This is a genomic window from Rhizobium sp. KNZ14-9A (assembly GCF_056755015.1).
In genome coordinates this window covers 1,533,955-1,547,333 of record NZ_JBPGXB010000002.1, presented here as the reverse complement: position 1 = coordinate 1,547,333, position 13,379 = coordinate 1,533,955, and the positions used below count along the sequence as shown (strand labels likewise).

Annotated in this window: 13 protein-coding genes; 6 read left to right on the top strand and 7 right to left on the bottom strand. The window is 63.0% G+C overall.

Translation table 11 applies throughout. From position 1 onward, the window contains the following. Positions 1-121: 121 nt before the first annotated feature. Together ACR9ZQ_RS14060 and ACR9ZQ_RS14055 are read left to right on the top strand one after the other, a co-directional pair. The gene (locus tag ACR9ZQ_RS14060; protein WP_310387929.1) at positions 122-505 is read left to right on the top strand and encodes a nuclear transport factor 2 family protein; all 384 of its coding nucleotides are present in this window, start codon (positions 122-124) and stop codon (positions 503-505) included. A gap of 133 nt (positions 506-638) precedes the next feature. Continuing rightward, entirely contained in the window at positions 639-1,070 is a 432-nt protein-coding gene (locus ACR9ZQ_RS14055; RefSeq protein ID WP_310387931.1) for a nuclear transport factor 2 family protein, read from the top strand. A 94-nt stretch (positions 1,071-1,164) separates the two neighbouring features. On the opposite strand, the gene ACR9ZQ_RS14050 is transcribed toward ACR9ZQ_RS14055, so the two are convergent. Then, complete coding sequence (locus tag ACR9ZQ_RS14050; RefSeq protein WP_310387932.1) at positions 1,165-2,985, bottom strand: methyl-accepting chemotaxis protein; 1,821 nt, start codon at positions 2,983-2,985, stop codon at positions 1,165-1,167. A gap of 298 nt (positions 2,986-3,283) precedes the next feature. Here ACR9ZQ_RS14050 and ACR9ZQ_RS14045 point away from each other — a divergent pair, with 298 nt between their 5' ends. Next, positions 3,284-3,670: an acyl-CoA thioesterase gene (locus ACR9ZQ_RS14045; RefSeq protein ID WP_310387934.1), complete on the top strand. Its 387-nt coding sequence runs from the start codon at positions 3,284-3,286 to the stop codon at positions 3,668-3,670. 4 nt (positions 3,671-3,674) lie between these two features. Next, positions 3,675-4,259 (top strand): hypothetical protein, encoded by a 585-nt coding sequence (locus ACR9ZQ_RS14040; RefSeq protein WP_310388025.1) that lies wholly within the window; start codon positions 3,675-3,677, stop codon positions 4,257-4,259. A 30-nt stretch (positions 4,260-4,289) separates the two neighbouring features. On the opposite strand, the gene ACR9ZQ_RS14035 is transcribed toward ACR9ZQ_RS14040, so the two are convergent. From ACR9ZQ_RS14035 to ACR9ZQ_RS14010, 6 genes are all read right to left on the bottom strand, one after another. After that, positions 4,290-5,462, bottom strand: coding sequence for a DUF1501 domain-containing protein (locus tag ACR9ZQ_RS14035; RefSeq protein WP_310387936.1), 1,173 nt, complete (start codon positions 5,460-5,462; stop codon positions 4,290-4,292). Between the two features lie 9 nt (positions 5,463-5,471). Further along, positions 5,472-7,001, bottom strand: a complete 1,530-nt coding sequence (locus ACR9ZQ_RS14030) for a DUF1800 domain-containing protein (protein WP_481428107.1) — start codon at positions 6,999-7,001, stop codon at positions 5,472-5,474. Positions 7,002-7,209: 208 nt separating this feature from the next. After that, entirely contained in the window at positions 7,210-8,385 is a 1,176-nt protein-coding gene (locus tag ACR9ZQ_RS14025; RefSeq protein ID WP_310387939.1) for a GGDEF domain-containing protein, read from the bottom strand. A gap of 194 nt (positions 8,386-8,579) precedes the next feature. Beyond that, on the bottom strand, positions 8,580-9,830 hold the full coding sequence (locus ACR9ZQ_RS14020; protein ID WP_310387940.1) for an MFS transporter: 1,251 nt from the start codon (positions 9,828-9,830) through the stop codon (positions 8,580-8,582). A gap of 415 nt (positions 9,831-10,245) precedes the next feature. Further along, positions 10,246-10,527, bottom strand: coding sequence for a hypothetical protein (locus tag ACR9ZQ_RS14015; protein WP_310387942.1), 282 nt, complete (start codon positions 10,525-10,527; stop codon positions 10,246-10,248). Next, positions 10,524-11,324 carry a DUF899 domain-containing protein gene (locus ACR9ZQ_RS14010; RefSeq protein WP_481428106.1) on the bottom strand — a complete coding sequence of 267 codons (801 nt, stop codon included), beginning with the start codon at positions 11,322-11,324 and terminating at the stop codon, positions 10,524-10,526. The genes ACR9ZQ_RS14015 and ACR9ZQ_RS14010 overlap by 4 nt, the downstream gene beginning before the upstream one ends. A 117-nt stretch (positions 11,325-11,441) precedes the next feature. On the opposite strand from ACR9ZQ_RS14010, the gene ACR9ZQ_RS14005 reads away from it, so the two are divergent. Both ACR9ZQ_RS14005 and ACR9ZQ_RS14000 read left to right on the top strand, forming a co-directional pair. Further along, entirely contained in the window at positions 11,442-12,662 is a 1,221-nt protein-coding gene (locus ACR9ZQ_RS14005) for a helix-turn-helix domain-containing protein (RefSeq protein ID WP_310387946.1), read from the top strand. A 71-nt stretch (positions 12,663-12,733) separates the two neighbouring features. Continuing rightward, the gene (locus tag ACR9ZQ_RS14000) at positions 12,734-13,366 is read left to right on the top strand and encodes a Vgb family protein (protein ID WP_310387948.1); all 633 of its coding nucleotides are present in this window, start codon (positions 12,734-12,736) and stop codon (positions 13,364-13,366) included. Positions 13,367-13,379: the final 13 nt, after the last annotated feature.

The window sequence follows — 13,379 nt, the reverse complement described above, 5'->3', positions numbered from 1 at the left end:
CGCACTCGTTAGAGAGGTATCTCCACACCGCAGGATTAAAACGTATCCCAGCACATAAGAGCTGTTGCCATGAGCCGGCCTGCTCTAGCTTTCCGGCAAACTTCGAGAGGCACAGACCCCTATGACCCCACCCGAGATCCGCATAGAAGATCTCCGCACGCTTGAAGAAGCCCTGCATCGGCCGGAGATACGTCGCTCCCGCGAAGCTCTGGAAGACTTGCTGGCAGATCGCTTTGGCGAATTCGGCGCGTCGGGAACGATTTATCGCCGCGACGTTATGATCGGGCTTCTGCTGCAGGAAGACGACAGCGCCGACAACGACGAACTGCATTCCGACGACTATGCCTTGACGCAGATTTCGGCCGATGCTGCCCTGCTGACCTATCGTACCTGGCGCCGACAAGCGGATGGATCGGAGCGGCATGTGCTGCGCAGCTCCATCTGGAAACACGATGGACGGCGATGGCAGATGCTCTTCCACCAGGGCACGCCGACCCGGCTATAGCGTCGCAGCTGATTACCGATTGAGCTCTGGCGATCCGGCAAACGCTCGTCTTTGCTTTCGGACCTATTGGCATCTCAAGCCAGCACCATAACTACTGCACCATGAGCCCGGTCCTTACTCTGGAAAGTAGCCGATGGAAGCAGCGGTAAGCAAACTGTTCGAGCGCTATGAACGCCTTTTCCGGCAGGCTCTCGCCGGCAAAGCCGATATGGACGAGGTCGCCTCCCTCTATGCCTCAGATGTCATCGCCGCCTCGCCTGCCGGGGTCATGTCCGGCAAGAATGACGAAGAGTTCAAGCGGATGATGATACAGGGCTATGAGCACTATCGCTCCATCGGCACGAAGGAGATGATGCTTCGGCATGTCCGTCTCTCGCCAATCGATGAGAGCCACTGTGTGGCGCATGTCGCCTGGAGGGCGACTTACGCCCGCAAGAACCAGCCGGACACGAAAATCGACTTCGATGTCCATTACCTCGTGCAGGTTCTGGATGGAGAAGCGAAAGTCTTCGGCTGGGTTTCGGGCGACGAGCAGGCGCTCCTGAAGCAACACGGTATTGGCTGACGCCTGGTGCCAGGCCTGATCTGTCTTCCGAGGAAAAACAAAGGGCCGAGGCAGCGATGCCACGGCCCTTTCTCGTCAGATCGTCACCGGCCTATCAAGCAGCCCGGCCGTATCGCGCACCCTGCCCCGTCTGGTCGCGCAGGCGGAATTTCGACAACAGCGCCCGCAGCTGCTGGCTTTCCTCCGCCAGCGTCTGGCTGGCGGCCGTCGTTTCCTCGACCATCGCGGCGTTCTGCTGGGTCATCTGGTCCATGTGGTTGACCGAGGTGTTGATCTCATGCAGCCCGGTTGCCTGTTCGCGGGCAGCCGTCGCAATCGAGTCGACATGGGCGTTGACGCGGTTGACCAGCGCCTCGATCTCGACCAGCGCATCGCCCGTGGAGCGCACCAGCGCCACGCCACCTTCGACTTCGGCTGCCGAGCTTGAAATCAGCGTCTTGATCTCCTTGGCCGCATTGGCCGAACGCTGGGCAAGCTCGCGCACCTCCTGCGCGACGACTGCAAAGCCGCGGCCGGCTTCGCCCGCACGCGCTGCTTCCACGCCGGCGTTGAGCGCCAGCAGATTGGTCTGGAAGGCGATCTCGTCGATCACGCCGATGATCTGGTTGATGCGGCTCGAACTATCCTCGATGCGGCTCATGGCCGAGACGGCATTGCGAACGATCTCGCCGGATTTGCCGGCACTCGTCTTCGTCTCCGCCACCATGGTGCGGGCCTCGTTGGCACGCTCGGAGGCAGTACGGACCGTCGCGGTAATTTCGTCGAGCGCTGCGGCGGTTTCCTCGAGCGCTGCGGCCTGCTGCTCAGTGCGCTTGGAAAGATTGCCGGTCGCATCGCTGATGTCCCGGGCGCTGTCATTGACGATATGGCTGGATTCCGCGATCGCATGGATGACGCCGTTGAGCGCATCTACCGCCGCGTTGAAATCGGAGCGGAGCTTCGCATAATCATGGCCGAGATCGTCGATCGCGACCGTCAGATCGCCGGCCGCAAGCCGCTCCAGGCCGGCGCCGAGCGCGTGCATCGCCGCCGTCTGGCGTTCGGAGGACGAGCGCAGGCTCGCCTCGTTGCCGCGCCGTTCGCTTTCGATCTCCCGTTGGCGCTCGTCTTCGCGAACGCGCAGTTCGGCGCGCTCGGCAACGGAGTCGCGCAGCACGATCAGCGATTTCGCCATCTGGCCGATCTCGTCGCGCCGGTCGGCATCCGTGATATCGACCGAGGCATCCTCATTAGCAATCGCATTCATCGCAGCCTTCAGGCGCGCAACCGGCGCCGTCACGCTGCGCACGATCGCATAGGCGATGGCAAGGGTAACGAGCGCGCCGATGAGACCGACCACGGCCGTCCAGATCGCGTTCTGGCGATAGAGCGCTGCAAGGTCATCCGAATAGACGCCGGTGCCAACGATCCAGCCCCAGGGCGCAAAGCCCGCCACATGCGAGTATTTCAGTACCGGCTGGTCGGCGCCCGGCTTCGGCCAGTAGTAATCCACGAAACCCTGCCCGCTCGCCTTCACCGTATTGACGAATTCAACGAACAGGAACTTGCCGTTCGGATCCTTGTTCTGCGACAGGTCCGTGCCGTTGAGCTCAGGCTTGACCGGATGCATCACCATCGTCGGATGCATGTCATTGATCCAGAAATAGCCGGTGCCGCCGCCATAGCGCATGGAAGCGATCACTTCCTTGGCAGCCGTCTGCGCCTGCTCGCGGGTCATCGTGCCCGCCTGCTCCAGCTTGTAATATTTGTCGAAGATGGCAAGCGCCGTCGCATCCATCTGCGCCAGGCCGGCTTTGCGCTCGGCCTCCAGCTCCCGATAGGAATAGTTGAGGAAGAAGATCATCGTTGCGGCCAGCACGGCAAGCGCGAAGGCGACGAGGCTGTAGAGGCGGGTTGAAATCCTGATGTTGCGCATGGGGTTCCGGCAGCTCTCATGTGTGACAATCATCAGATACTGATATGAGCCGCTTACCGGACGGTAAAACTTGATTAGAATGTGATTAAATAACGCAACGTGAGGCAATCGGGCGCAGCCTCGCTGCAAGATCAAGCATTTGAATTCGAACCGAATTTTAACGGTTGAGATTCTTCTGCAGCCGCCTGATATTTTTTACAGGCGCAGCGCAAACCTGTGTTTTTGCGCCCTTTCCCACCGGCTAGCCTTTGCATTAGGGTGATTCCAGATGAATCACCGGCCAAACGGAGAGCCCCTGATGACCGATGCCGCCAAGCCGACAGGCGAACTGACGCTACGTACGCTCGCCATGCCCGGGGACGCCAATCCTGCTGGCGACATCTTCGGCGGCTGGGTCATGGCACAGATGGACCTTGCCAGCGGCATCCGTGCCGCCGAGCGCGCCAGGGGCCGCGTGGTCACCGCGGCGGTGAAAGAAATGGCCTTCGAACTGCCGGTCAAGATCGGCGATACGCTGTCCATCTATACCGAGGTGGAGCGGGTCGGGCGCACTTCGATCACGCTGCGCGTGGAAGCCTGGGCGCACCGCTCGCGCTACAATCAGCAGGAAAAGGTCACCGCCGGCACCTTCATCATGGTGGCGCTCGACGAAGACGGCAAACCCAAGGCCGTCCCCCAGGAGTGAGATGATGCAGGCGGCCGCGACACCGGAAGTCTACGTCTACATCCGGACCGTGATGTCGATGGTGATCGGCCTCTCGCTTGCCCGCCTGCTCACCGGCCTCGGCGGCATTGTGCAGTCGCCGGGCAAATTCAGGGTCTACTGGGTGCATCTCGGCTGGGTCGCCTCGATGTTCCTCTTCATCATCCATTTCTGGTGGTGGGAATATCGCCTGCAGTCGCTTGCGGTCATCTCCTTCGGCGTCTACCTGTTCCTCATCAGTTTCTGCTGCCTGTTCTTCTTCCTCTGCGTGCTGATCTTCCCGACGACGATCGAGGATTACGGTGGCTACGAGGAATATTTCATCTCGCGGCGCAGATGGTTTTTCGGCATGCTGGCCGTGACCTATGTGGTGGATTTTCTGGATACGCTGTTGAAGGGCAAGGCGTATCTGGCAGCACTCGGATGGGAATATCCGGCGCGTAATGCCGTCTATATCGTGCTGTGCATCGTGGGGGCCTGGACGGCGAACCGGCGGTTTCATGCGGTGTTCGTCAGCGCTGGCCTCATCTACCAGATCACGTGGATCTTCCGGCTGTATGATTTCATTTGAGGTGTTGAGCCCTCTGAATAGAAAGCCCCATCAAGCCCGCAAGAACTGCGACCCCTTGTCAAAACTCAGCCCCGGAAAGATCTTCCCCGTCAGATCCTCCGCCGATACATCGAACTGCCGGTAGAGCATCGCCGCCGCCAGCTCCCGCACATCCGCCGTCGGCATCAGGTCCCGGTCATCAAGCAGCGCACCATCGGCAAGCCCTGGCCATCTGCCGAGAGTACGTCCGCCATCGATCGCCCCGCCCGCAAGCACCGCACAGCCGCCCGTGCCGTGATCCGTCCCGCCGGAGCCGTTTTCACGCACGGTGCGGCCGAATTCCGTCATGGCGAGCACCACCGTCTTCGACCAGAGATCGGCGCCCATCGTGGCTTTCAGCGTCGTGATCGCCTGTGCCAGATCCTGCACCGGCCGCTTGAACTGGCCGAGCTGGCCGACATGCGTATCCCAGCCGGTAATCGAGAAACTGGCGATGCGGTAATCGCCCTTCAGCATATTGCCGGCGAGAACAGCCACATCGGTGATCTTCTCGCCGCGCTGGCCGGAGGGTTCGGCCATCATGGAGGCGCTATTTGCCCGCATCGCCTCGTCCATTGCTTTCGCGAAAGCCGGATCGCCGGCGTAAAGGCGCATCAGGAACTGCATCTCGTCCTTGGCCGGCCCGAGATTGGAGTCCGATGCCCAGACATCGACATTGTTCGGCCCGGTCAGGATCAGCTCGGTGGAGGTGTTGACGTCGATCGCCTTCCTCGCATCCGAGCGCGGGATGACGGCAAGCGCCCGGTTCAGCCAGCCGGTCTTTTCCTCCGCCACATGTTCGCCGCCGGATTCCAGCATGTCCTGCCCATCGAAATGACTGCGCTGGTCGCGATAGGGCGTGGAGACCGCATGCACGAAGGCAAGCTCTTTCGCCCTCCATAGCGGCATCAGATCGGCCGCCGCCGGATTGAGCCCGAAATGCCCGTCGAGATCGAGAAGCCCCTTGTCCGGCGTCAGCGCCAGCGTCGGCCTGAGCGCCGCAAAGCCGGGCTCGGCATAGGGCTGCACCAGGTCGAGCCCGTCCATCGCCCCCCGCAGCACGATCGTCACGAAGCGCTTGTCGCCCGGCATGGCCGCGAAGGTGACTGGCGTGAAGATCGGCGCTGCTGCGAGACAGCACGCGGAGGTGAGGAAGCCGCGGCGCGAAAGCGTAAACTCTGTCATGACAGGCTCCTATCGCCGATTGAATTCAGGGGAAGCAAGAACCAGCGTCAGCCCGCTCACCCTGCTCGGCGCCTGGGAGACGACGCAAATCGTCTCGTCGCGGGCGGCGTCCGCAAGCGTCGCCTTCAGAAATTCGCGTGGATCGACATCCTTGCCGAACTGGGCACTGGCGCGCCGCGCCCATGACAGCCGTTCGGAAAGCTGGCTCGCGGTGATCCAGGCGGAAAAACTCTCCTCGAAGCCGGCCGGGCTCGGCGGCAGCCATGTCGGCTGGCCCATGCGGCGAAGAGCGCCCTGCCCGAGCGCACGCGCCATCTGGAACGCCTTGCGTCGCTTGACACGCGCCTCATCCTCAGGGCTCGGCGGCACCTGCATCATCGCCTGCCCGTCGGAAGCGGGCGCTGCATCCTTCTTCGGCATCGCCATCATCTCGTCATTGTCGGCATCGTCCTGCTGATAGGCCTGCATGAAGGCCGCGACATCGCCCGCCCCCGCGCTGCTATTCAGCGCCCGCAGGCCCGTGACGATAAAATCGAAAGGCTGGCGCGCCTTGGCGCCCTCATCCGCCCAAGCGGCCGGATGGTCGAGCATGGCGCGGTAGACGGCGGGCAGTTCCCCATCCGTCTTCTTCCACGCCTCGCTCATGGCCCGGATCATCTCTTGCGGCGGTTGGTCCGAGATGAAATGCACCGCAAGCTTGCGGCTGATATGCTCGGCCGTCTTTGGATTGACCGCGAGATCGTCGAGCATCGCAAGGTAATCCTTGCGCGTGCGCTTGGCCCCGCCATAGGTGACGCCGAGCACCTCATGTGCGCCCGGCTCCGAGATCTGCGGGCGGAAAGCCGTTTCCATCGCCTGCTGGTCGACGGTTAGTCCGGTCAGCACCATGGCTGCCGAGCGTACGTCGGCTTGGGTATAGCCGCTGCCGGCGCCGAGCGTGTGCAGTTCCAGAAGCTCGCGGCCGAGATTTTCGTTGAGCCCTTTGTTGCGTTGCATGCCCCCTTTGGAATCCGGCCCCAGCGACTGCGCCTGATCGAGATAGATCAGCATGGAGGGATGCTCGGTGGCGCTGCGCAGCAGCGTCGCAAACTTGGCTCCCATATAGGGCCGGATCGCCTCGGCCTCATAGAGCGGCACGATCAGCCGCATCGGCAGGCTTTTGGCAGCACTGGTAGAAAAATGGTTGGTCCAGAAGGTCGCCAGCCGCTCGTTGAACCCATCGGGCGAAAGAACCGCCTGAATCAGCCGCGCATTGGCATCCATCTGGAAGAGCACCTGCGCCCGGTGCTGGAGAAGCCGACGCTGCTGCCGGCGATCGAGATCGTCGCCATCGGCTTGCCGGATCTGCTTCAGCCTGTCTTGTAGGTCGAGGATCGCAGTATGCCGCGCCTCGACGCCGCCGACGGGAAAGTCCGGCACGCCATTCGCGCCGCGCGTCACCTGCCCGATCAGATCATCCTTGGTCTGCGGCAAGGCCTCGCCCGGCCGCAGCCCGTAACCGAAACGGATCGCCGCCATCGTCGGAAAAGACAGGCTCATGACCGTTCACCTCCTCATCACCTGACGGTGACAGGGTCTCAGCCAATTGCGACGGCAAGGTGTAGGAAATGCGGCGATTTTCCGACATGGACGATTTGTAATCCATTGAAATCGTTGAATTTGAGTTGTCGGTGGCGTGACCCCATTACTTGTGGGTGGGTTTGTCAATTGCCTGTGGAACGGCACCATTGACCGCGTTGTCACTGGCTCAGCAACCGCGCGCGAGAGACACCACCCGCGGGCTGGACATGTCGCGCGGCGGCTCGCCCTCGACCATCACCCTGTTGCGCCCGGCCTCCTTGGCGGCATAGAGCGCCTTGTCGGCCCGCGCGATCTGCTCATAGAGGGAATGATCGGCCGGATTGGCGCCGGCGACACCGAAGCTTGCGGTGATCTTGCCGTCGAAGCCGATCGGTTTGCGGTCGACAGCAGCAAAGGCAAGCCGCACCCGGTTTGCGAAATCGGCAGCCGAAGCCAGCGGTGTTGCCGGCAGGAAGATCACGAACTCCTCGCCGCCGAACCGCGCCGCAAAGCCGCCCTCCTGCATCCGCGCCTGCAGCATCTCGGCAAAGGCGCGGATCACCTCGTCGCCGGGTCCGTGGCCAAACGTGTCGTTCACCCATTTGAAATTGTCGATGTCGCAGATGATGACGGCGCCTTCCGCCCTGCCGCGCTCCCCGACCATGCGGTCAAAGCCGCGCCGGTTCAGCATGCCGGTCATCGGATCGCGCTCTGCGGCATCGCGATGCGCGGCGATCGTATCGAGCGTCGTTGCCGCAAGGGCTGACAGCGCAAACATCAGCACCAGGATGGAAGCCGCCGCCTGCATGGTGAAGGCGTATTGCGACGAGATGAAATCCTCGTGGCCGCCATAGGATGGCACGATGAAGACGAAGACCACATTGCGGATGACGATGTCGGCAATGACGAGACCGGAAACGGCAAGCAGCAGCTTGTCGGCCGCATGGCGCATGTGCGGCAGACTGACAGCGACGGCAAAGCCGAGCAGTGCCACGCAGGCAAGATCATTCAGCAGGAACTCTGCCGGAATGCTGACGGCCACCAGCGCCGCATAGAGCATGCCCGCATACATCACCCCGGCAAAGACAAGACGCAGCCGGAAATAGGAAGGCCGTTTGAAACGGGCGAGCACGGCGCCTGAATAGAAAAGGAACGCGAGAAGGAACAAGGCATCGGCAATGGCCGAGGCGGTGCGCTCTTCAAGCAGGCTATCGAAAAGCGGAACGGAAAACGCGGCCGCAGAAAAAAGATAACCCGGCCCCCAAAGCTTCGCTTCCCGCGACCCGAACCGGGCGACGATCAGGAAAGTGCAGCCGAAAATCAGCATCATGACCGGCAGCAGGAAGGCGAAATTACTATCCATGACCCCTCGCGGCGGGACGCAATACAGAACCGGCGCTCGGACACGCTAGGACAATGATCTTAAAAAAGGAGAAACCGGCCGGCACCAGAAATTCGTACCAGAACTAGGCATTACGCAGCAGACAGCGAGCCTGCAGGGTGACCACAAGGAAAGGCCGGCAGCTTTCGCCGCCGGCCTTCAAGCCGCAGGCAGCGCTATATTCGCATCGCGCCACGCGGCTCCTCGGCCTCCTCCGTGCCGAAGCGCACATTCTTCTTCTCGTAACCGAGGCCCGTAAGCACTGCCACGACGACAGCGACGATCACGGCCACTATGACCAACGCATAGGCGTAGTCGCCGTTCCAATGGGCTGCGAGATCGGCCTGCATCGTAGCATTGCCTGAGGCCAGCAGATTGCCGAGCTGGTAGGCGAAGCCGGGGAATGTGCCGCGCACTTCGTCAGGCGAAAGCTCGTTGAGATGCACGGGCACGATGCCCCAGGCGCCCTGCACGAAAAACTGCATCAGGAAGGCGCCGATCGCGAGCAGCACCGGCCCCGGCGCATAGGCCCAGAGGGGTGCGACAGGCACGGCGATCAGTGCGGCGATGACGATCGCCCGCTTGCGGCCGATGCGCTGCGACAGCGCTCCGAAGAACAGCCCGCCGACGATCGCGCCGATATTGTAGACGACGGCGATCGCGCCGACCGTATAGCTCGAATAGTTGCGCTGGCTTTCGAGGAAGGTCGGGTAGATATCCTGCGTGCCGTGGCTGAAGAAGTTGAAAGCGGTCATCAAGAGCACCGCCCAGATGAAGAGCGGAATGTTTTCGCGCAGCACGGTGAGGAACGGACGGCGTCCCTGCTGCTGGCGTTTCAGGAAGGCCGGGCTCTCCTGCACATTGCGGCGGATATAGAGCACGAGCAGCGCCGGAGCCACGCCGACGAAGAACATGCCGCGCCATCCGATGACAGGAAAGAGCAGGAAGAACAGCAGCGAGGCGAACAGATAGCCGGAGGGATAACCCGCCTGCAGAATGCCCGAAACGATGCCGCGGCTTTCCTCCGGCACCGTCTCCATGACGAGCGAGGCGCCGACACCCCACTCCCCACCCATGGCGATGCCGTAAAGCGCGCGCAGTACCAGGAACATGGTGAGCCCGGTCGAAAAACCGGTGAGGAAGTCGAAGAGCGAATAGAGCAGCACATCCACCATCAGCGTGATGCGCCGCCCGTAACGGTCTGCCGCAAGCCCGAAGATCAGGGCACCGAGCGCCCGCATGGCAAGGGTCAGAAAGATCGCCACGGACACCGCGGGAACATCGGTATGAAACTCCTCGGCGATATATTTGAGAACGAAAACGAGAATGAAGAAATCGAAGGCGTCGAGCGTCCAGCCGAGATAGCTGGCGATGACAGTGTTGCGCTGCTGCGGCGTGAGCGCGCGCAGACTTGCCAATGCGGACATAAGCATTCCTCCGTCCGAAAGCGGCGGCGAGGCGGGGCAATTCCGGATGCCGTCGGAAGGGGTGTCAGGGTGGGCGTGCTGCCGGGAGACAGCGGTGCGGAAACGTCAGGGTTGCTGACTGGGTTCCATCACATCGGCGCGATTGGGGGATGCGTGGCTTTGAGCGTTAGCGCGTAGGATACCCCCCTCTGGCCTGCCGGCCATCTCCCCCCACAAGGGTAGAGATCGACAAGCGGCGCGGCCTTCGCGCATCACTAATGTCGTGCAATTTGCAACGTTGATTGTTTGGGGAAGCCCGTGCTCCCAGCCAATCTCCACCCTTGTGGGGGAGATGGCCGGCAGGCTAGAGGGGGGTGCCACGCGGCAGGCCTTAGCGTCTTCAGCAGCGGACGCAGGAGCCCAAGTCCGTGTCACCTTACGAGCGGCGAAAGCCTCCATCGCCGCCCATCAGCCTCAGCCACGGCCCGACATGGAACAGGCCCATAAGTCCATACATGGCCGCCATGCCGCTGAAGGCCGATGCGCCATGCATCGGCATCCCGCCCATCGAGCAGATCATGTCCGCCGCCGGGTCGCTTGCCGAGAGCGCGGCCATCACGGCAAAGGTGGGTGCCGCGGCAAGTGATAGCCCGCGCGCGATACCGGGCAGAAGCGGGCCGGCGCTATTGCCGGCCCCCATCTTCGAAGGCGTGCTCATTGCCCTGCCCCGTACCGGTCGTGGTGACGCCACCATACGCCCGTTTCGTTGCGACCCAGCGGTGCGCGGTCGAGCAGCTGGTACATGCCCCAGATCCCGTCCAGCCCGCGGGCATAGGAGGAGTAGCTGTGGTAGATTTCTCCGTCCTGCAGGACGAAGGCGCTGAGGCCAGGGCGGTCGCGGGTGTAGGTGGAGATATCGGTGCCCGTCGTTGCGGCCATCTGCGCCACCGGACCTTCGCCGCCGCGCAGTTCCCATTGCTGTACCCTCTTGCCGGCCTGCGCATCCGGCATCGGCGGTTCGCGCCGGTAGTTGTATTCGATGCTGCCGTCGCGCTGTTCCTGCAGCGTGAACACCACATTGAAATCATGGTTGAAATCGCTGCCGGCCGACGACGCCCAGTCGAAGGTCCAGCCCATGCGGCGCTTGTATTCCAGGAGTTTGGCCAGCGGCGCGCGGGAGATGGCAGTAAAGGCGACATCGTGGTTTTCCAGATGCACGGTGACGCCGTTGAAGCCATCGGCGATCGCCGAGCAGGATGGGCAGCCGGCCGTATAGTCCGGCCCGAACATGAAGTGATAGACGAGCAGCTGCGAGCGGCCCTTGAAGAGTGCCGACAGCGGCACGATGCCGGCTTCGGTCTCGAACCGGTAGTCCTTGTCGATCTTAACCCACGGCAGCTCCTGACGGCGCTCGGCCAGTGCATCGCTGCGGCGTGTCAGATCCTTTTCCTTGTCCAAGAGCGCCAGCCGCGCCTGCAGCCATTCCGCCCGTGTTCCGGTCTTGTGCATCGTCATTGGTCTTCTCCTCATTTGCATTGAAGGGTCTAAGCCGGCGGGCCGTTGCCTGCCGATGGGGAATAAACTAGGTCTGAATGCCCGAGGGGTGGGAGTTACAAGTGTGACGGGATTCCGATGGACTCGCTGATAACAGCTGCTGCACAGGCGCTGGCCGTGGGCGATGCGTTGGGCGCGATGAAGCGCGTGGCGCTGCGCGACGACCCGCCGGCTCTCGCCCTTCGCGGCATCGCCATGGCCCAGCTCGGCGATCTCATCCGCGCCAAGGCACTGCTGAAGAGCGCTGCTCATGCCTTCGGCCCGCGCGAGGCTGTGGCCCGCGCCCGCTGCATTGTGGCCGAGGCCGAAATTGCCCTCGTCTCGCGCGATCTCACCTGGCCGGAAAAGGCGCTGGAAGGCGCGCGCCTGACGCTCGAAAGGCGCGGCGACAGCGTCAACGCCGCCCATGCCCGCAACCTGCAGATCCGCCGCCTGCTCCTGATCGGCCATCTCGATGCCGCCGAAAAGCTGCTCGCCGATCTCGACCCCTCGCCGCTGCCGCCCGCCGCCCGCGCCGGCCATGAACTTGCTGTCGCCGGTGTCGCAATCCGCCGGCTGCGCACGGAGCCGGCGCGCGCAGCACTGGCTAGGGCAGCGGAGGCGGCGCTCGAGGCCAATATTCCGGCGCTCGCGGTCGAGGTGCGCGATGCGGCAAAGGTTCTGAAAGCGCCCGCCGCCCGGCTGATCGATAGCGGCACGCAACGCCTGCTGCAGCTTCAGGAGGTTGAGGCGCTGCTTGCCTCCGATACGCTGGTCGTTGATGCCTGCCGCAACGTGGTGCGCGTGGGCAGCGAGATCGTGCCACTCGCAAGCCGCCCGGTGCTGTTTGCGCTCGCCCGCACGCTCGCCGAGGCTGCACCATCGGATGTCATTCGTTCGATCCTGCTTGCCCGCGCCTTCCGCGCCCGCCATGCCGATGAATCCCACCGGGCGCGGCTGCGCGTCGAGATCGGCCGGCTGCGTGCCGCCCTTGCCAATCTTGCTGAGGTGAAGGCGACGAGCCACGGCTTTGCACTGATGCCGCACGATGGGCGCGCCGTGGTGGTGCTTGCCCCGCCGGTCGAGGAGGAGCACGCCTTCCTGCTGGCACTTCTCGCCGATGGCGAATCCTGGTCCAGCACGGCACTCGCAATCGCCCTGAGCCTGAGCCCGCGCACCGTGCAGCGGGCGCTAGACGCGCTGGAAGCGGCCGGTAAGGTGCAGTTTTTCGGCAATGGACGGGCGCGCCGCTGGATGATGCCGCCGGTCGTCGGCTTCCCGACAACATTGTTACTCCCGGGTCCGCTGCCGAGCGATTAGAAATAAACGGCAGCAAAGTGCGGAGCGGTTCTGCGTCCGGAATTGCGAAAAAAGAAGGAGGATGGAGCGCCATGAAGACATCACAGGCAGAAATCGTCAGGGAATACGGCCCATTCGAGGGCACGCGCAATATTGGTGGCGTTACTTATGATGGCCGCCGGGTCTGGTTTGCCGCCGGCGAAAACCTGCGGGCTTTGGATCCCGAAACCGGGGCCGAGCTCGAGACCATCGATGTCGCCGCCCATGCCGGCACCGCTTTCGACGGGCGTTACATCTTCCAGATCGCCGAGGACAAAATCCGCAAGATCGATCCCGAAACCGGCACCGTGGTCGCCACCATACCCGCCCCCGGCAAGGGCGCCGATTCCGGCATGGCCTGGTGCGAGGGCAGCCTCTGGGTCGGCCAGTACCGCGAAAACTGCATTCACCAGATCGACCCTGAGACGGGGAAGATCCTGCGCACGATCGAATCCAAACGCCATGTGACGGGCGTGACCTGGGTCGATGGCGAGCTCTGGCATGCCACCTGGCAGGACGACAAGAGCGACATCAGGCGCATCGACCCTGACTCCGGCGAGGTGCTGGAACGGCTCGATATGCCCGAGGGCACCGGCGTTTCCGGGCTCGAGGCCGATGGCGCGGACCTGTTCTATGCTGGAGGCGGCGGCAGCGGCAAGGTACGGGCGGTCCGCCGGCCGCGATAAGGTTGGGCCGGGC